We start from the raw sequence: 19,591 nt of genomic DNA, 5'->3' as shown, positions 1-19,591 counted from the left end.
AAAAAAAAGGCACTCTAAAAAGAATGCCTCATCTATATTGTATAAAAATCTACAATTCCCAACCAATTCCACTTTGAATAACATAATCCGTAGTTAGGGCATCTGTTGCGGGTTCATTATCGTAGTTAATAGTAGTACCCAATTTTATATAGAAGTCACGAGGAAGATCAAGCTTCAAGTCAAATTTAAAATCAGATCTTACCCTACCCCCCTCTGTTAAACTAGGATAAAGAATAGCTCCTGTTAGAAAGCTAATATCACCTGTATTAAACATATTGAATTCTGTACCCAAAAAGGCATCCATACTTTTACGTACAGGATCGTCATTTGTAAATTCCTCATTATTGTATGCTAGTCCGAGGTTAAGACTCCAATACAATAAATTAGTTTGCACTAAATACTTACCTAAACCTAACTTACCAACGGATCTTAGTTTCAAATTTAATTCGTTATTAGAAGAAAGGTTAACTTCGCCAAGTAAGAAGTATGCCCTCGGTAAAAAGTAATTATACCCTATTATACCATCTGTTCTTTGAATCTTTTCAGTACTATCTTGAGTTGATATTACTTGGTCATATTTACCTGTTAATGAATAATTATCTGTTAAATAACCTAAATTACTTCGCACATTAAATTGTTGGGCATTTTTAGCCTTTGTATAACTAAATCCTAAATCGATATTTGCTGACATTTTACTCCAAAAATCGGTTTCTATGGATTTTATCCAAACAATATCTTCAGCTTGAACTATAACTGCACCTTGTTCAACATCATTAATAACAATTGTCTTATCTCCTTGACTGGTAAACCCTCCAGTTAAACGAGTTCCATCTGCTAATGTGAATAGATAATAAGCATTTGAATGTATCTGACTGATACCGTCCCATTCAATTTTAAAATCAGAATCAGAGTAATCCGTTTCGACCTGAATTACCCCTCTATTCATTTCTTTTATCTCACCAACAATATAATTTCCATTATTAAATACTAGCGAATCATTTTGGGAAAAAGCTGAGAGAGAGATACACAGCCCCATAAAAATAAATGATAAAAATATGTTCAATTTCATAGCAAATATTTTAAAACAAACTAAGGTTTTATATATTGCTAATCAAGTTAGGTAAATTATAATTATAAAAACAAGTTTTAAATTAGGTATTTTACAATACATGTAATATGAACACTAGTTGATATTTAGCACAAAAAAAGCAGACACGTTAAATATGTCTGCTTTATCTGTTATTTTGTGTTATTGTAAATCTTAATACCCAAATGCCTTTGGATGCTGAGTTCCACTATCATATGTTTTATTATCAATATCATCAAAGAATTGATAGTAGTTTCCATACTTATATTTCGACTCTCTTTTCACCCTCATTTCTTTCATCTCATTAAACTTTTTAGTTGCCTCAGCCTGATCGCCAATTAAAAAGAAGTAATCATTCTCACTTAATGCATTCCCTTTTTTATCACTCAACTTAAGTGTTACAAAGAATTTCTTGTCAACACTTTTCAACACTTTTTCGTTGATGGCGAATAAGGACTTAGCACTATTAGCATCAATCTTAGCTACATCAAATTTTTGAGTAGATAGAACAGCGCCGGCATCATCTTTTATTTGGAATTCGATTTTACAGTTACTGTAATCTTTATACAAATCGTTAATTACCCATATGTTACCAACAAATGGTTCTTTCTTATCCCAACGACGCTTTTTAAACTCAAAGTTCACTAACAATGGCTGGTACGCTTTCTTAACAAAGTCGTATGAATTCTTTGGTTTTGCATAGTTATCAACAATACCCCATTTCATATCTGGCCAATAGGTAATCCAATGGCATAAAGCAATACCACTTAAATTAGGCTTTTGGCGACGGAAATACTCAATACCATTTTGGAAAATAATACCCTGTGCATCTTGTGTAGCATTCACAAACTCACCTAAAGAACCTGTCATTTCGCTATCAAAAACATCCCAGTTTTGCATACGTAAGCGTGTTAAATCAGCCCAATGATGTCCCCAACTTAATCCTGGAGGCCACATTTCCTCTTCAGGAATAAACTTCTTTAAACTCTCAACCGATGGAACAGAAGTAATGGCGAACTCTGGCACAATAGGAAATTCAAGTGTTTGATACCAATCTTCATGCAAGAATTTACCCATATCGTAGAAATACCTTAGCGCATGAACAGCTTCTTTATTTTTATAACCAGCCGCTTTAGACACATGACACGTTAATGGTGAATCTGGTACATAAGGTAGCTTCACGTAGTTTTGTAAAGAATCCCCTAAACGCTCTAAGAACTGACGTCCAAATTGAGGATCACGAGTACGTAACATCATTTCTTCTCCACCTTCCATCATAATTAAAGATGGATGATTTCTACGCTCTTTCACTACTTTTACACCTTCGTTAAAAATAGCGGCTAGTTTTTCCTCTTCTGTTGGAATATTACCTGTTCCTAATGGAATCATATCTTGCCAAACCGTCATACCCATTTCATCGCAATACTGATAAAACTCTGGTATCTCTGGCGGATGCCATCCGAAAATACGAATATTATTAAGGTTCGCTTCCTTAGCTAATCGGATCAACTCTTTATATTTTTCAATACCTGAACGACCTACAAAAATATCTGGTGGTCCTCCCCAACAAGCTGAGCGTATAAAATGAAACTTCCCATTGATATATGTTGATCGAGGGAAACTCACTTCTACATTTTTCTCAAATCCAGGATTCCACTTTGAAGTAACTTCACGAATTCCGAAAACAGTTTCGTTAAAATCGTGATTAACGGCTCCTTCTTTTAATGAAATACGTGTTTTGTATAAGTTCTGATCTCCTAAATCCCATGGCCACCATAATTTTGGATCGCTAATGTGTATATTCTTTTCAACTTTATGAACACCTGGCTTAACTGTTTTTGTAAATTCTACAGTTTGAGTCTTCATTTTAAAGTTCTTCCCTTCTAATGAAGCAATAAAAGTCATATCACGTGGTTCCGAATCCGTATTTTCAACGGTCATCTCCAATTTTACATCTGCAGATTTATCCTTATTGATGGTAGTATTTGCATACACATCTTCAAAAAGAACTTTACCTGTTGATACCATACGTACCGGCTTATTAATCCCAAATGGAATCAAATCGCGCCAGTAATCACCAAACCAAGGTGTTTTTTTACCGGCAACCAAAGCGTTTACTTGTGGTGGTGGAGCCAAACGAACCATTAACATGTTTGTACTCGCCAAATGATCCCATTTGGAAATACGTAAAGCATCGTTCACATCAAATGAAAATCCGGAAAAGGCACCTTCGTGGTGACCCAAAAAATGGCCATTTAACCAAACATCACATTCATAATCTACACCGTCAAATTCAATACGCACAATTTGATCGTTAACAGGCTCAGTAACTTTAAATTGTACTGAGTACCACCACTCGTATTGTTGTACCCATTGTGCTTTTACACTATTACGTCCGAAATAAGGATCTTCAATAGCCCCTGCTTTCCATAAATCTGTGTATACATCTCCTGGTACCTGTGCATAATTCCACACTAAAGTTTCAATATCTTCAGGAGGTAGGTTGTGTAATCCTTTTTTAACTCCTTCGCCAGGCAACATCATCTTCATGGTCCACCTGCTGCCACTTAAATCTCGAATAAGTTGGCTATTATCTTCATGAGATTCCGTTGTGTTTGGCTGAGCAAACAACAATAATGGCGAAATCATCAGAAAAAATAAATACGTAATTTTCTTCATTCTATAACAATTTAGTAATGTATTAACAATATCTTAAGTAGCATATACTATTAAATAATGGCTCCTATTTATTCATATATACAACCACACTTCAAATTTGAAACTTTAATTACAATGTTACGGGGGGTAAAAAAAGCAATATTGTTATAATTTAGCACCGTTAGTTTTTGTCTAGGTTACTAAATGTTAGTTTTTAAACTGATAGAACTCAATTTGTAAGATTATTAATCTGATATTCAGTATATATAAATAGATACTTAATCCAATCCGAGTAATCGCATTAATGCCTCTACATAGTAATAATCAGCATAATTTAAAGGCACATCAATTTCATTATTATGAGGAATACTTCCTACACTATGCTTTAAAATAAAGCCATTTTCATGGCCTAGCATAGCACGATATTTATCAGAAGATAACTCTTTCAAAATTCCTTTTGCCTTTTCTGAATAATCCTTACTTGTATATTCGTTCAGCTCAATTAAAGCTGAAGCAATAATGGCTGCTGCCGAAACATCACGGGGCTGGTTGGAAATATTAGGGGCATCATAATCCCAATATGGAATATGATCTTGTGGAAAATTTTCATCGTTAAAAATGAAATCTGCAATAAATTCAGCTTGCTGCAAATACTTTGGATCGTTAGTAAAACGATAACAAATCGTATATCCATATAAACCCCAAGCCTGCCCACGAGCCCAAGCACTATTATTTGCATATCCTTGGGCGGTTTGTTTACTTCGCACCTCACCTGTATCTGGGTTATAATCAATCACGTGAAATGAACTATTGTCATCTCTAAAATGATTCTCTAAAGTGGTATTGGCATGTTTGATGGCTATTTTTTTATATTTAGAATCTCCTGTAATTTCAGAAACTTTAAACAAAAGCTCTAAATTCATCATATTATCAATGATAACAGGGAACTGCCATCCTCTTTTTGCTTGCCAACCTGCATCAACATCCCACGACTGTATACATCCAACATTGGCATTAAAACGGGTACTTAAAGAATTGGCTGCATCAATTAAAACCTGCTTTGAAGAATCATCTTTATTATACTTATAAGCATTACCATAGGAACAATTAAACACAAAACCTAAATCGTGGTTATTTGTAAAAAATCGGTGTTGCTTATAGGTATTCTGTAAAATAAGTGCGCGTTTTTTCCATTTCTCATCTTTCGTAAATTTATATAAGTACCATAGGGTACCAGGAAAAAAACCTTCTGTCCAATCAAAATTCTGATTTGCCCAATGCACTTCTCCTTCAGGCGTTAGAGTGCGAGGAATGCGTTTTATTTCAGCTGCTATTGAACTTATGGAATCAACTTGCATAGAAGCTAATATTAAGTCCTGATTAAATAATTCTAATTTCGATTTTTTATCTGCACAAGCAGATAGCAAAACAATACTCACAATTAATAAAACCCATTTTATCATGTCAATAATTTTTTGATTCCTACTAATCTTATCCTCGCTTTTTTACTCACAGTCATTAATACTCTAAATATTCAGAGCATACTTTATTCTTTGCCCAAACATCATCAACTTTCTTAAGCTGATTTACCAACTCTTTTTTCCAAACAGAAACCATTTTCTCATTCATAGCGTCACCTGTTATGCGATGAAGTTGATAAGGATCGCTTTTATTATCGTAATAAAAAGCTTCCTTAAATGTAGCTTTATCTGAAGTAGTAACAACAAAAGTATAATCTCCTAAATACAGACCGCGTGAGTAATAATCAAAATAAAGTACTGCCTTTGGGCGTTTTATCTTAGTTGATTTATTTGCTATAATTTCGGAATAATTGTTTCCTTGCACCGAAGCTGGTATTTTATCCTCGAAACCCGCTAATGCTAAAAGAGTGGGCATTACATCAGGTACACTTAGTTTTAAATCTTCAATACGATGCTTTAATTTGTCTCCCCACTTAATAATAAATGGGATATTAAAGGCTTCACTCTCGGGATATGGTTTTCCTTTATGTCCGTGACTTCCTAACATTTCTCCATGATCAGAAGTAAAGACAATAATTGTATTACCGCTAATTTGCATCTCATCGAGCTTGTTTAAAACCTTTCCGATAAAATGATCAACAGCACTCACGTTCGCAAAATAATATGGCGCATATTCTCCCACCAATTTATCTGCATTTGCTCTCAATAGAAGTTGATTCACATCAACTTTGCCATTAACGGTATACTGAGGAAAGAAACGCATGTCTGTACTTTCTACAGTCCATGGATTGTGTGGCGGATTTAAAGACCAAGTAATAAAGAATGGTTTATTCGTATTTCGCTGATTATGGGAATTATCAAGATAATTGAGCAAGGCCTCTGTTTCTAATTGCGCATTAAACTTTTTGGGTTGATACAATTCACCATCTAATAAACCATTAATTGCAAGGCTATCATTCGAATAACAAAGAGGATCGTAATGAGTATCCCTCAATGTTTGAAAGAAATATTGAAAGCCCAAACGAGATTTACCAGGTGGAACATACGTATCATAAGCATTTATAAAATGACCTCCAGGCACTATATCTGTTCCTCGATAATTCCCTATTGAATCAAATAAAGGCTCTGTTCGCTGCCAGTGGCATTTACCAAAATAAGCAGTTTCATAGCCTGCCGACGAAAACACATTTGCAATGGCATTTCCATCTGCTTTTATTCCGACAGTTCTATTTTTATGACAATTTGCTGTAAGTCCATTTTTATATGGATAAGTGCCTGTTAGTAACATTCCCCTATACGGACTACATAGCGGAAAATTACTAATCGCCTGACTAAATACGACTCCTTGATTAGCCAATTTATCCAGATTAGGGGTATGAACAGGGTCTGGTTTACCTTGAATGTATTGTGCATTTTTACCCTGCGACCAGAAACCTAAACTATATTGCCGAAACTGGTCGGGAAATATTACAATTACATTGGGCTTTTCCGTTTTAATACAAGAAGTAAATAATAGAATTGATGCAATGACTAAGCAAATTTTCATTACTATATCTTTAAAAAACATAAACGGTAAATTTTACATTTATTTATATGCCTCTATCCACTTTGGCAATTTACCCAAACGAAGTTTCAATTGTGATTCCCAAAGCGATTCAGGACTTACCCGTTTCCCCAAACTTTCAACAATATCCACATCCTGTTCTTTAAACGTAGTTCCGGCACCGTGGAAACCTACAATTATAGGGGGAACTATTTTCCAATACCAAGTTTTTGTATCCCAAAACTCAAAGTTTTCTTCAGCCTCATCAATTTCTTTAAAATTCCATAATACTAGATACCTACCATGATTGGGGAGATTTTGTCGTGCTCCGCCACCTCTACCTGCAAAAAAACCACCTTCTACATTATCAAACAATGTACAACGTGGCTGCGATGCATGCGACTCGAAACAAGTATAATCAGGATAAGTACAGCGCCAAATAACTGTACCTGTAGTACTCCCGCCTTGCACACCAAATGTATGCCACATACCTGCTAAATCAATATTATGGGCAATTAAAATACTTGTAGAACCGCCGCCTGCCGAAATAGCGCTATGACCAAAATTGCCTAGTATTGTATTGTTTAAAGCTGTTGAATATGCACTCTGACTAAAAACTACGGCTCTGCTTACATTCTCGAAACTGCAATCTTTCACCCATGAGTTAACACAACGGCTTAAATTTAATATGGTCCAACCGCCATCGTGCTGAGCATTTTTATGATGCACAAAAGGAATCTTCCAATTCCCTTCAAATTTTATATGCTCAAAACCAACACCTTCAAGATATGCATAAGAATACAACTCCCAGTTATGTTTAGACTGAACATCATAATGAATTGGCTCAAAAAATGTAACTCTATTATTTTTAACACTCTTTATTTGATGACGCTCATTTACAATAACTCCATCATTTAATATAGACACCCATTCTTTTTCAGGTACTAGAGGTTGTAAATCATATTCAATTAATTCAGGAGCATTATTTTTCACCTTTAAAATTACCCAGTCGCCAGGCTTTATAGCTGATGCATCTGAAACTTCAATTGAGAATGATTCACGCCTTGCATCCGCTATAACTTTTGTTATAAACTTGTCACGTTGCTTTACATTAACTTTTATCGATGGAGGACAAGTCCATAACTTAGTAGGATCTTCTGCCGGTAAATCTTTATCAAAAAACAATACTGAACCATCAACAGAATCTCCTTCACCTCGAAAAACAATATTTGATTTAGAAACCAATATAGTTTCTAAATCGTCTCCCTCCGTATTAATCAAATATCGGCCTTTAGGGAAAAATACTATTCCACTTCCATTGTTTTCTGCTGCTGATATAGCCTTTATCAAAGCCTGTTTTGATGATTTATTACCTAATTTATCTGCACCAAAATCAACTACATTAAACTCTTTATATTTAACAATTGGAATGGGTTCTTCTCCATATTTATATCCGGCATAGGAAAAGTTGGGTAATTTAGGCTCTGATCCACTTTCGTAAGCACTTTTGTAATTTTTCCATAATTCACTCTCTTGAGAATAGAGCAAAGATGTGGATAGCATTAGAACTATTAAAATAACTTTATTCATAGACTATACTTTCATTTTAGGGATTTTGCAGTGCTGTAAAATGAACAACACCTTGCAATATAAGAATTGTTATCCTAAGAAACTGTATGTTTTTTTATCCTTTTACTATTAGTTAAAATGCAATAAAACTAATAGAAACAATACTCACAAAGCTTCTAAAAATTAAACAAATAGACAATGATTTATTCTGAGGGCTACTTCTTTCTCAACTTTAAAATATAGTTAGCTAGTGAATTACTCTATATCTCCAGAATGTGAATTAGTATGCTATATCCGTATGTTAAGCAGTTGCTTTAACACTCTCAAAATCTTTCCGAAACTCTGTAGGCGTGCACCCTTGACGTTTTTTAAATATCCTGTTAAAGTTGGATAAATTATTAAATCCACAGATATAACCAATTTCGGAAACCGTTTTGTTAGATTCGATTAAATGACGTGTCGCATAACCCAAACGTATTTCATTAACAAAATCGACAAAAGATTTGCCTGTGCGTTGCTTAATCAAACGGCTAAAAGTAATTGCAGACATACTTATGCTTTCAGCAGTTTCTTCAAGTCTTAGTTTTTTATGAAAATTTGACACAATGTACTTGTAAGCCTTTTCAATTCGTTCGCTATTATAAAAGTCATTTTCGTGATTAAAAGAGAGGTTTGTTAAGAAGCTTTGATTGGCTGAGTTAGCTATATCATATAAAAAGGATTGAAACAGCAGAAAAGCTTCGAAGCCCTCAAGTTTTGTTAGCTTAATTATTTTATGATGAACTTTATTGATTGTTTCAGTTGAAAATGAGATTCCCCTGCAAGAATTATTTAAAAGCTCTTTAATCGGCTTAACATCCTTTTTACAGAGATAACTATTAGTAAATAAATCGCGAGAAAACTGAATGGTAATCTGGCGATACTTTGAATCTAAATTCATATTTCCATTTTCCCAACCATGGTATAAATTAGGACCCACCATCACCAATTCCATTTCACCAACTTCGCTTATATGATCACCCACAATTCTTTTTGAACCGGTGCCATTAATTATAAAATTAATTTCAAACTCAGGATGAAAATGAACTGGATAATTAAACGCATTCTGCTTTCTATCTATAATTAAAAAGCAATCACTTTCTTTTAAAGGCGTAATTTCTCTTCTAATTTCAATACACATAATACGACATAGATTGGTGACTAAAACAAATCTAACACCCTTATGTGTGATCTATTTAAAATCATGTTACATTAACTTCAAATCATGTTACATCTTAATATTATCAAGCGATAAGTAGACTATAATTCAATAAATTATAATATTATTGTATAACACAGTCCAAAACCTTTTTATATGTATAAACGCATTGTTTCCATAGTTATTTCTATTGTTTTAGCATGTCAGCTTTATGCTTATCCTGATAGACTATACTCAAAAGGCGAAGGCTTAGAGGGCAGTTTCTTCTATAATATTATGCATGACCATAATGGAATTATGTGGATATCGGCCATGACAGGTTTAATAAAATTTGATGGCTACAATTTTAAAATGTATCATACTGATATAAATGATATAACAACCTTAAATTCATCGTTTATACTAACATCATTTATCGATAATAATAACCAACTATGGGTTGGGAGTAACATTGGTTTGAATTTATACAATTATGAAAAGGATAACTTTAAACGCCTAAATTTATTACACAACGGTATTAATATAAAAACTCCGATTCAAAAAATACTTCAGTTTGACACGAGAACACTATATCTTGTAAGTCACAATGGACTTATTAAATTTGATACAAAAACCTTTAAAACACAATTTTACAATACCTCTTTTAATTCGGATGGATCTCCGGCGTACATTCACATTTATGGAGGAAGTATAGACTCGAAAAATAATATTTGGCTAGCCACAAACGGTCATGGCATATTGATTTTTAATCCTAAAACAAATCGCTTCTATACCTTTAAAGAGTATACGAAGAACACCAACTTTGAGCCCTTTCAGAGCATTCAAACCATTGAATGTTTAGAGAACAACATTATTTGCTTTGGTGGAATTGATGGTAATATTATTTTATACAACGAATTAGATAACACAATTCAGTGTGCAATAAAAAAACACAACCAGGCATTAGGTGGCATTACTTCTATAACGGAAACTAAAGCTGAAATAATTGTGGGAACTGAATATGCCGGAATTCAAAGCATCAATAAAAAAACTCTAATTCTACAAGATGCCAATAAGCTAGAGAACATCAATAACCTAAATAAGTCATCGGTAATTTGCCAAAAAGATAATGATAATGATTTGTGGTATGCCATTAATTATGTAGGTATTTATCATCAAGTTAACCCTACATTTCCGTTTATAAGCGTTACTCCAAAAAATAGCCAATTAAACCATCATCTGGTAAGAACCATAATTAAAGATAAAAATGAAAACTTATTAATTGGCTCGGATGGTGGCGGCTTAATACACCTGAGCAACGATGCCTCGAATGGTGAAACTATCCATAATTATAATTGGAAGCCCTCGGCAATATTGGCTGTTATGAATGATGAGAGCCAAAATTTATGGATTGGCAGTTACAGTAACGGTTTAGGATGCATTAGAGCTAATGATAACACACTGATTAACTACCCTATAAAATCAGATAAATCTGAACAATCATTAAATTGGATTTTTGATATTGAAGAAGAGGATGATGATCATTTACTAATGGCTACCAATGGATCGGGCTTAGTTAGATTCAATAAACACACAGGTGAATGGACATCGAAAATAAAATTTAAAACAAATTTTGGAAGCACTGAAACCCTAACTAACTTAAACGACCTTCTGATTGAAGAAAACGGAGATATTTGGATGGCAAGCTACCAAGGCCCGTTAATTTGGAAACAAAAGGAACAACATTTAGTACGCCTGCAGGATGAGTTTCCTATTTTTGAGAACACTCCTGTTTATTGTGTAAAAAGAGGATTCAACAAGCAAATACTTTTAGGAACATTTAAAGGATATTTTGTATTTAACCAAATCACAAACAAACTTGAACACTATAGCACTGCCAATGGCTTGTGTAATAATAAAATTGCTAGTATCATTCCGTATAAAGAAAATGAAATTTGGATATCAACTGCCAATGGCCTATCCAAGTTCAATCCGCAGAACAGAACATTTAAAAATTTTAATCAGTTTGACGGGCTTCCTTTTAACGAATTCTTATCAGATGCCAATTACCAAGACAAGGAAGGCTATATATATTTTGGAGGCGTAAACGGATATATTAAATTTCATCCTGACGAAATAAAAATTAAAAACGTTCACTCAAGACTTCATTTTACCAATTTTAAACTTTTTAATAAAGAGCTTAAAAAAGGTATTTCTGCTGATAACAGGCAGATATTAAACAAAAGCATTAATGCTACGGATACTATTAACTTACTTTATTCTGATAAATCATTTTCTATTGAATTTGCAGCAATAAACTACATCGCGCCCGAAAAAATAAAATACAGATATCAGTTATTAGGATTTAACGACAAGTGGGTTGAAACAAGCTACAAGTATAGAGTGGCCACCTACAGTAATCTGAAACCAGGAAGCTACGTTTTTAATGCTAAAACAACCGATACTAATGGGAACTGGCTAAATAATAGCCGAGAGATTATTATCAATATTAAACCTCCATTCGCCTTAAGCTTTTGGGCATACTGCATTTATTTTGTGTTAATTACAAGCATAGTTATTATAATACTTAAGCTATACCGATTTAGACTACGGATGCAGAATAAAGTTTTATTTCAGGAACTAGAAAAACAAAAGCAGCGCAAACTAAATCAGGCTAAGTTCCAGTTTTTTACAAACATATCTCATGATGTAAAAACTCCTTTATCAATGATTTCAGCGCCTTTGCAAAAGCTTAATAGTACTGATTTAAATAATGAACAGAGAAAATATATTTCCTATATCAGTAGGAATACAATGCGAATGCAGCGTTTAATCAATCAATTAATCGACATTCAAAAAATTGACAACTCGCAACTACATATCAAACAAGATAGTGTTAACATTAACGACCTTATTCACAATATAATCTCTCTGTTTGAGATATCAATAAACAATAACTCAATAAGGGTTCAATTTAGAAATCATCTACAATTTAGAACTATTTGTATTGATGCTGATAAAATAGATAAAGTTGTTTATAACATATTTTCAAATGCAGTTAAATATACTCCCAAAGGCGGAAAAATTTCAATTAACATTGAAGAAAATAACAGCATACTAATTCTTTCAATTAATAACTCAGGGTCGTATATCCCAAAAGAAAATCGAACAAAAATATTTGATCGCTTTTATCAAGAATCGAATAATGACGGAACTGGTATCGGTCTTCATATTGTTCAGAAACTTGTTGAAACTATTGATGGTAAAATAAGGATTGAAAGCTCTAAGAAGTTAGGCACTAGGTTTATATTATCTATACCTTTTCAAATAAATTCAGAAAATACAAACATTCACAAAGAAAAGTTTCATGATGAATCAATGGATATAAACAACTCTTCAGAACTAGTTAGCAATAACACTAACACTGAAATCAAAAAATCAAAGCTTCTGCTTGTTGAGGACGATTTAGATATACTTGAATTCTTAAAGAATGAATTTAACAGTACTTATTCTGTTTATACAGCCAACAATGGTAAAGAAGCTTTAGCATGTGTAGAAACCAATTCTTTCGACCTAATAATAAGTGATATTAGCATGCCTATAATGGATGGTAATCATTTGTGTATTGCTATAAAAGAGAACTTAGAAACCAGTCATATTCCAGTCATATTACTAACTGCAAAAACGGCTGATAAATTTGTAATAAATGGTTTACAAAATGGAGCCGATGCCTATATAAGTAAACCTTTTAACATTGATATACTCAAGGCCAAGGTAAAATCAATTATTGATGGACGAGAAAAGCTTAAGGAAGCGTTTTCGCATACAGTGAGTTTTAAAGCTAAGGAAATGACAGCAACAAACACCGATGAACTTTTTTTACAAAATGCCATTGACTTTGTTAATAATCATCTCGAAGACATAGACTTAACTATTGATAAAATAAGCCAAGAATTAGGATTTAGCAGAACGCATTTTTATAGGAAAATTAAAGCACTCACTAATCAATCCCCAACCGAATTTATTAGAATTATTAGGTTAAAACATGCCGCTAATTTACTTGAGAAGAATCAACATAACATCTCTGAAATTGCATATATGGTAGGCTTTAACTCTCACCAATATTTTTCAACCTCATTTCATAAATATTATAAAATGAGTCCGAAGGAATATGCCTTACAGAAGCAAGCTACCTAATGTATAACTAATCAAATATGCTTGCTTTGACAGATGTATTGGCTATACCAAATTCTGAATTAAAAACTTGATCTCCCCAATAGCTTAGAGTTTGCCAATCATTAGGGTCAACTAGATTGAGCCAAGCATTATCTTCGTTATTTCCAGTCCACGACCAAGCAATATATCCATATCCCAATCGGTTGCATGTTTCAAGTATTTTCAGATGATTTACTTTACAGGCTAAGTTATTAATGCCATTTTGAAAGTTATAACCAAACTCTCCAATAATAATAGGCAAGCGTAATTTTTTGGCCTTATTTAATTGGCGGTCGATACTTTCTTCAGAATTCCATGAGCCATACATATGAATGGAAAATAAAATATTATGATTTTTATCTCCATCAATTAGGGCATTTCCGTAGCTCAATATTGGCGAAATATCTTGCCCCCATCCCGATCCGTCAATTACTATTGTAGTACTATATCCTGCTTCACGCAATAAACTTACGGATGACTTGTATGAGCTGTACCAATATTGGTCATCAAGAAGGTGATTGCCCCATTCGTTAGCAATGTTTATTAAAAGGTAATCTTCATATTTCAATAGCATTTCCTTTATATCGCTCTGCGTATAATATTGTACGAGATTAAATAAGGATTGATTTGAACTATCCCCAGTTGCATCGTGTAGTTCAATCATAACTACCATTTCTAATTCAATACATCGTAAAATTATCTTTTCTAGTTCCTCACACTTTCCATTTGTTTCCCACACCACCCTAATACAATTTGTCCCTTTTTGCGCAATACACTCCAAAGCATCATAAGCTTTTTGAGGATACCAAATATTAGGATTATTTACTCCTCTAATAACAAATGGTTTATTATTAGAATCGAGCAATATATTATTATCTGTTTTAAAACCAGGCTGGGTACACGCTTGAAATATTAATAAAACTATTATTGGGAAATACCTAATCAGATTAAACATACTAAACTGTTTAAATTAAGAACAAAATCATCCTGAAAATTGATGAGAATATGGGTTGTCAGTTCATTTCATTAACCTGATCCTAATCGTTTTATAACTTCAATTAAAGCACGTGAATTATGGTAAGGACATTTCCAAAAACCTAATTTAGGATTAAATGTATCCGCCTTTCCATTATCACTAACTTTCCAAAACCATTCCCCTTTTATAGGATCCTTCATAGTACCTATTATATATTTCCAAACACGATTAACATGTTGTAAATAGGCTTCATTATTTGTATTTAGATATGCATCTGTAAATCCAACTAATGCTTCTGCCTGAGGCCACCAATGCCTATCAGTATCTAGCTGTCCATTCTCTTTTTCGTAATAAATACTTCCATCTGGGGCAATCCCCTCGTCTATGGTAACCTCTACCATTTTTATAGATAAATCCATCATACGATTAATATTATTGGTATCATTAATTGCATAGGCCGCTTCGTTTAATAACCATGCTCCTTCAATATCATGACCATACGAGACAATTTGAGAGGTACACTTCCAATCTTCTTGAAAAAAGAGATTGAAATGAAAGGTTTGTTTATTGATGATATGCTCTGAAAATAAATCGAGTAAATATTGAATACTCACTTTTAATTGAGAATTAGACCATACTTTATACAAGTTTGTATACGGCTCTATTATGTGTAGATGCGTATTCATCGATTTAGGTTCATTGGCATCTTTTTCACTCAAACGCATATCAACAAGAGGTTCCCAACAATTAGATAAAGCTTCGAAATAACCACCATGTTTGTGATCTTTATAATGCGCTTCGATTATTCGATATAAATCAATTGCATAAGCCAAACTTTCTTTGTTACCTGTAACTTTAAAATATTCTGAGAAAGCATAAATACCAAAACCTTGCGCATATGCTTGCTTTCGGTTATTGAGTATTGTGCCATCAAAATTTAAAGACCAGTATAGACCTCCATTCTCCTGATCCCAAAAGTATTTTACTAGATATTGATAAGCTCTATTGGCTAATGATAAGTATCTTTTATCTTTTGAAAAAGCATATGCCGCGGAGAAAGTCCATAACAAACGAGCATTAAGAACGGCCCCTTTTTCTGCTTTATCAGTAACAATACCTAACCCATTTATTTCACCGAGAAAACCTCCATACTTGTCATCTATAGAATTCTCAGCCCAATAATTTAACAGGGCACTTAATTCTAGCTTCATTTCATGAAGCATGCTACCTATATTAATATTGATTAGGTTATTCATAGCATTAATTCTAAAATAGATCATAAATAAAAAGGCCGATAAGTCAATTACTACAATTTGATTTACCGACCTTTATCTACTGAAAAAATCAATTCACTTTATACACACTAAACTGTAAAATCTACTTTGGTGAAAAACGGAAATTATCCATATATAATCCTGTAACATCCGCTGTTCCATCAACATAATCCATAATAAAGCCCCAATCGCCTGTTGCTTCAATATTACCATCTGGCAAATTACCATAAGCTGATAAATCTATTTCAACAGTAAACCAACCTTCAAAAGTTCCATCGGCACCAAAACCAAAGCTTCCTAAATTAATTTGATGTTTATTAATTAAAAATGCAAAACGAGGATTACTACCAAATGGCTTAGTTAACTTCATATCAATACGCAGATTATGAGTTGCTTTAGTTGATTGAAAATCCATTGGAGTCCAGTTCATTCCCCAACCCCATATAAAATCACCATTACCAATTGCTGTTCCATTTCCTTTAACACCAGCTCCGTTTGAAACGGCGTCATCTGTAATGGCGAGAAATGGTTGTCCACTCCAATTTAAGCCTCCAGATTGAATAAAGTCGGGCCACACATCAGGGTTATCCGAAATTATTGCATCTGCAGCATCAACCGGAATTAAAGCTGTACGTGTAAGTGCAAAAACAAAGAAGTTCTCTTCTGTTTCTACATTTACAGGCTCTTCATTATCAGTAGCTGTTAAGGTAAGTATTCCACTCTCTATGTGAGCCGGTACTTCAACCATAATCTGACGTCTTGTTTGCTCAACAAAATCGGCTGCAAGCACTACGGTGCCTCCAGGAAACAATATAGACTCAATCTTTTGTAAATCCGAACCAGTAACAGTTATCATTGTACCAGGAACGCCGTATTCAGGAGTAAAACCCTCTAATTCAAAAACTGGCGGAACCTCAACTTCTGGTGGCTCAGGAGTTGGTGAATCAATAGTTATGGGCTCGTCTACTTCTTCTTTCATACAAGAAGTATTAAATACCAATAATGATCCAATTAGTATCATAAAAGATACTGTAAATTGACTTATATATTTTGTTTTATTCATAGCTATAACGTTTTGTTAATATGAGTAACCTTCTTTCTTAAAGTGCCAAAACCAAGCAGCAGCATCTCCATCGTTCGCTGTAGGAGTAGCACAAAGTCTAAGTTCGTTTTCGGTGAGATTAACTATATAATATTCGTAATATACATTAGCCTCTGCATCACCATCAACCCCAAATGGGATGGAATGCCCTGTTAATACAAGCTTTCCTTCAAAAACAACATTGCCTTCTTCATCTAAAACCTGGTGTTCGCCACCAACTTGCAATACCCAAGTACCACTTCCGCTTCCTGGTGTTGCACCTGTTTCACTATCAAAACTTAAACCATCCATTTTAAAAGTTAGCTTATCTGTTAAAGCCATTCCTTTAGAATCAATTGCATCGGCAATAGAAGGAGCCCACCAATTAGGTGTAGGACTTAACCATCCTCCTTTACCCCAAATACAATCGGGTTGATAGGTATTATCATCGGCCCAAACCCATGTTTTTTCAATGGCGCCATCTTCTGTTTTGGCTAATAATTGCCAGTAAGGATGATCGAAGAAATTAGGATCGTCCTGAGCTATATTAAACGATTGAGTTACTTTTACTACTTTATCTCCTCCGTAAAAACTAATATCAATATCATAATCGCCCGCTAATGCAACTACAAATTCATGAGCGGGTCCTGTGGCCATCCATCCAGAAGAAGATACCCACTGTGCAATTAGTCCTTTTTCGGAAGTTGTGCAAACCACCTTATTACCATCTACCTCAACTGAAACAGACGCTAACAATTCGGTTTCTGACTTAGCTGGTTCCATCGATTGCCTATCCTCTATAGGGTCGCAAGCTGCAGATACCAGTAAGCCTATTATAAATAAATATATAGTGTTCTTATTCATTGCTTCATGTTTTAATTATTAATAATTCAATCATTAGAATTAATTATAATCCAATGCTTTACTCCCATCCCGGATTTTGAACCAAATTGCCTTGCGATAATCTAATTTGAGATTCAGGCAATGGAAGAAATACGCGATCTGCATTAAACGTTACTTGATAAGGTTCATCAACACCCGAGTTTTTAACGATTGTACCATTAGCTTCTTCTATAGCTTCTTTGGCATCGCCCCAGCGTAGTAAATCGTAATAGCGAACCCCTTCGAAGGCCAATTCTTTTCTACGTTCTGCTTTTATGGTTTCTAAATCGGCTCCTGCCGATGACATACCTGAACGTGCTCTAACTTTATCAATTCCTGCTACTTCTCCTGTTAATTCTGAGTGCATTAATAAAACATCTGAGAAACGAATAATAATATCATCCTGCATATTCCAAAGCTGCATATTGGCTTGCACACCACCATATAAGTTGTAATACATTCCTCGTACATTTCCCTCGCCATCATCAGCAACAATTGGAATGTGTTTTTTAATATATAGACCCGTTTCTTCTCTATTTCTGTCTAATCCAAACTCATAATCTGGCACTTCTAAAGTTATATCCACAATAGATTGTGATAAGCGACTATCTCCAACAAAAGCCTCGCGCAATTTTGGTGATACCTGAGCAAAACCCCAACCTTGACCATAAGGTGCATACTCTGCTCCGCGCATTCCAATGTAAAGGCAATATTGATTACTATAAGCTAATCGCCCTGGATTACCTGGCCAAACACCTTGGTTTGTATATTTAACGGCAAACACCGTTTCAATATGACCATCCTTTGCCCAATTATCATCTAAGTACGAATAGGGCCAAACACTTTCGTAATCACCTATTAGGTCGTGTCCGCTTTCATTAATACAAGATTCTAACCATTCAACCACCATATCTTTTGTAACATCACCCTCTTCGAGCGTACTCAATTTTGGTTGTTTATAATAGCCTGTATAAAACAAATATACCCTTGCCATTAAAGCTTGTGCAGCCCATTTTGTAGCTCTACCACTATTTACAGATGCCCATGCTGTTGTATATTTTTCTTTTGGAAGGCTATCAATAGCTATTTTTAGATCAGAGGTAATTTGAGTATATATTTCGGTAGGAGTTGATTTACCTAGATATAATAACTCAGGCTCTAACTGTAGTGGAACTTCTCCGAATAATTGAGATAAGCGAAAATAAAAGAAAGCTCTTAAAAAATAGGCCTCTCCTTTTTGCTGCAGCTTTAACTCTTCATCGGTATACGTTGCTTGATCTATTTTAGCCAAGAGTGTGTTTATATAAAATATCCCTTGATAGCAACGCTCGTATATATGCAAGAATGTATCTTCACCCGAATTCTTAGTAAATTTATCTAAATCATTTGGAATTGGATCTGTTGTTCCGGCCCCAGCAAAACAATCATCAGATTGAATATTTGCCATTAAAATAGGATGATTTTGCGCATCATCAACTGCTAAACATGAGTACGCTCCAACTAAGGCTTCATCAACATCTTTTGCATTTTGATAATAGTTGTCTAAGTCTTTTTCAAATAGATTTTCTCTATCTAAAAACTCATCTCCACAACTCGTAAGAATTGTTAGAAACGCTATTGATATATAAAATATATTTTTCATAAATTT

Annotated in this window: 12 protein-coding genes; 1 reads left to right on the top strand and 11 read right to left on the bottom strand. The window is 34.0% G+C overall.

What is annotated here, in order from left to right; all coding sequences use genetic code 11:
• Positions 1-49: 49 nt before the first annotated feature.
• From A8B35_RS05780 to A8B35_RS05755, 6 genes are all read right to left on the bottom strand, one after another.
• The gene (locus tag A8B35_RS05780) at positions 50-1,069 is read right to left on the bottom strand and encodes a DUF481 domain-containing protein (protein ID WP_068471816.1); all 1,020 of its coding nucleotides are present in this window, start codon (positions 1,067-1,069) and stop codon (positions 50-52) included.
• 192 nt (positions 1,070-1,261) lie between these two features.
• The gene (locus tag A8B35_RS05775) at positions 1,262-3,766 is read right to left on the bottom strand and encodes a beta-mannosidase (RefSeq protein WP_083634335.1); all 2,505 of its coding nucleotides are present in this window, start codon (positions 3,764-3,766) and stop codon (positions 1,262-1,264) included.
• Positions 3,767-4,023: 257 nt separating this feature from the next.
• Positions 4,024-5,208 carry a glycoside hydrolase family 88 protein gene (locus A8B35_RS05770; protein ID WP_139314824.1) on the bottom strand — a complete coding sequence of 395 codons (1,185 nt, stop codon included), beginning with the start codon at positions 5,206-5,208 and terminating at the stop codon, positions 4,024-4,026.
• A gap of 55 nt (positions 5,209-5,263) precedes the next feature.
• Entirely contained in the window at positions 5,264-6,772 is a 1,509-nt protein-coding gene (locus A8B35_RS05765; RefSeq protein WP_068471825.1) for a sulfatase-like hydrolase/transferase, read from the bottom strand.
• Positions 6,773-6,811: 39 nt separating this feature from the next.
• The gene (locus tag A8B35_RS05760; RefSeq protein ID WP_068471812.1) at positions 6,812-8,359 is read right to left on the bottom strand and encodes a DUF4955 domain-containing protein; all 1,548 of its coding nucleotides are present in this window, start codon (positions 8,357-8,359) and stop codon (positions 6,812-6,814) included.
• Between the two features lie 280 nt (positions 8,360-8,639).
• A complete protein-coding gene (locus tag A8B35_RS05755; RefSeq protein WP_068471810.1) occupies positions 8,640-9,518 on the bottom strand; it encodes an AraC family transcriptional regulator in 879 nt (292 codons plus the stop codon).
• A 174-nt stretch (positions 9,519-9,692) separates the two neighbouring features.
• Here A8B35_RS05755 and A8B35_RS05750 point away from each other — a divergent pair, with 174 nt between their 5' ends.
• The gene (locus tag A8B35_RS05750; RefSeq protein WP_068471808.1) at positions 9,693-13,712 is read left to right on the top strand and encodes a hybrid sensor histidine kinase/response regulator transcription factor; all 4,020 of its coding nucleotides are present in this window, start codon (positions 9,693-9,695) and stop codon (positions 13,710-13,712) included.
• A 7-nt stretch (positions 13,713-13,719) separates the two neighbouring features.
• Here A8B35_RS05750 and A8B35_RS05745 read toward each other — a convergent pair whose 3' ends face one another.
• The 5 genes from A8B35_RS05745 to A8B35_RS05725 form a co-directional block, all read right to left on the bottom strand.
• Positions 13,720-14,685, bottom strand: a complete 966-nt coding sequence (locus tag A8B35_RS05745) for a cellulase family glycosylhydrolase (RefSeq protein WP_068471806.1) — start codon at positions 14,683-14,685, stop codon at positions 13,720-13,722.
• A 71-nt stretch (positions 14,686-14,756) separates the two neighbouring features.
• A complete protein-coding gene (locus A8B35_RS05740) occupies positions 14,757-15,962 on the bottom strand; it encodes an AGE family epimerase/isomerase (protein ID WP_245820772.1) in 1,206 nt (401 codons plus the stop codon).
• Between the two features lie 121 nt (positions 15,963-16,083).
• Positions 16,084-17,043: an IPT/TIG domain-containing protein gene (locus tag A8B35_RS05735; protein ID WP_075602406.1), complete on the bottom strand. Its 960-nt coding sequence runs from the start codon at positions 17,041-17,043 to the stop codon at positions 16,084-16,086.
• Between the two features lie 15 nt (positions 17,044-17,058).
• On the bottom strand, positions 17,059-17,925 hold the full coding sequence (locus A8B35_RS05730; protein WP_068471803.1) for a hypothetical protein: 867 nt from the start codon (positions 17,923-17,925) through the stop codon (positions 17,059-17,061).
• A gap of 58 nt (positions 17,926-17,983) precedes the next feature.
• Entirely contained in the window at positions 17,984-19,585 is a 1,602-nt protein-coding gene (locus A8B35_RS05725; RefSeq protein WP_068471801.1) for a RagB/SusD family nutrient uptake outer membrane protein, read from the bottom strand.
• Positions 19,586-19,591 lie beyond the last annotated feature (6 nt).

The organism is Saccharicrinis aurantiacus (genome assembly GCF_001660705.2).
Taxonomy (GTDB): domain Bacteria; phylum Bacteroidota; class Bacteroidia; order Bacteroidales; family Marinilabiliaceae; genus Saccharicrinis; species Saccharicrinis aurantiacus.
This window is presented reverse-complemented; position numbering and strand designations above follow the sequence as displayed.

What these genes read in the sequence shown, in the direction of transcription:
- A8B35_RS05780 (WP_068471816.1), bottom strand. Translation starts at nt 1,069, where the DNA reads ATGAAATTGAACATATTTTTATCATTTATTTTTATGGGGCTGTGTATC.
- A8B35_RS05770 (WP_139314824.1), bottom strand. Translation starts at nt 5,208, where the DNA reads ATGATAAAATGGGTTTTATTAATTGTGAGTATTGTTTTGCTATCTGCT.
- A8B35_RS05755 (WP_068471810.1), bottom strand. Translation starts at nt 9,518, where the DNA reads ATGTGTATTGAAATTAGAAGAGAAATTACGCCTTTAAAAGAAAGTGAT.
- A8B35_RS05750 (WP_068471808.1), top strand. Translation starts at nt 9,693, where the DNA reads ATGTATAAACGCATTGTTTCCATAGTTATTTCTATTGTTTTAGCATGT.
- A8B35_RS05775 (WP_083634335.1), bottom strand. Translation starts at nt 3,766, where the DNA reads ATGAAGAAAATTACGTATTTATTTTTTCTGATGATTTCGCCATTATTG.
- A8B35_RS05740 (WP_245820772.1), bottom strand. Translation starts at nt 15,962, where the DNA reads ATGAATAACCTAATCAATATTAATATAGGTAGCATGCTTCATGAAATG.
- A8B35_RS05735 (WP_075602406.1), bottom strand. Translation starts at nt 17,043, where the DNA reads ATGAATAAAACAAAATATATAAGTCAATTTACAGTATCTTTTATGATA.
- A8B35_RS05745 (WP_068471806.1), bottom strand. Translation starts at nt 14,685, where the DNA reads ATGTTTAATCTGATTAGGTATTTCCCAATAATAGTTTTATTAATATTT.
- A8B35_RS05760 (WP_068471812.1), bottom strand. Translation starts at nt 8,359, where the DNA reads ATGAATAAAGTTATTTTAATAGTTCTAATGCTATCCACATCTTTGCTC.
- A8B35_RS05765 (WP_068471825.1), bottom strand. Translation starts at nt 6,772, where the DNA reads ATGAAAATTTGCTTAGTCATTGCATCAATTCTATTATTTACTTCTTGT.
- A8B35_RS05725 (WP_068471801.1), bottom strand. Translation starts at nt 19,585, where the DNA reads ATGAAAAATATATTTTATATATCAATAGCGTTTCTAACAATTCTTACG.
- A8B35_RS05730 (WP_068471803.1), bottom strand. Translation starts at nt 17,925, where the DNA reads ATGAATAAGAACACTATATATTTATTTATAATAGGCTTACTGGTATCT.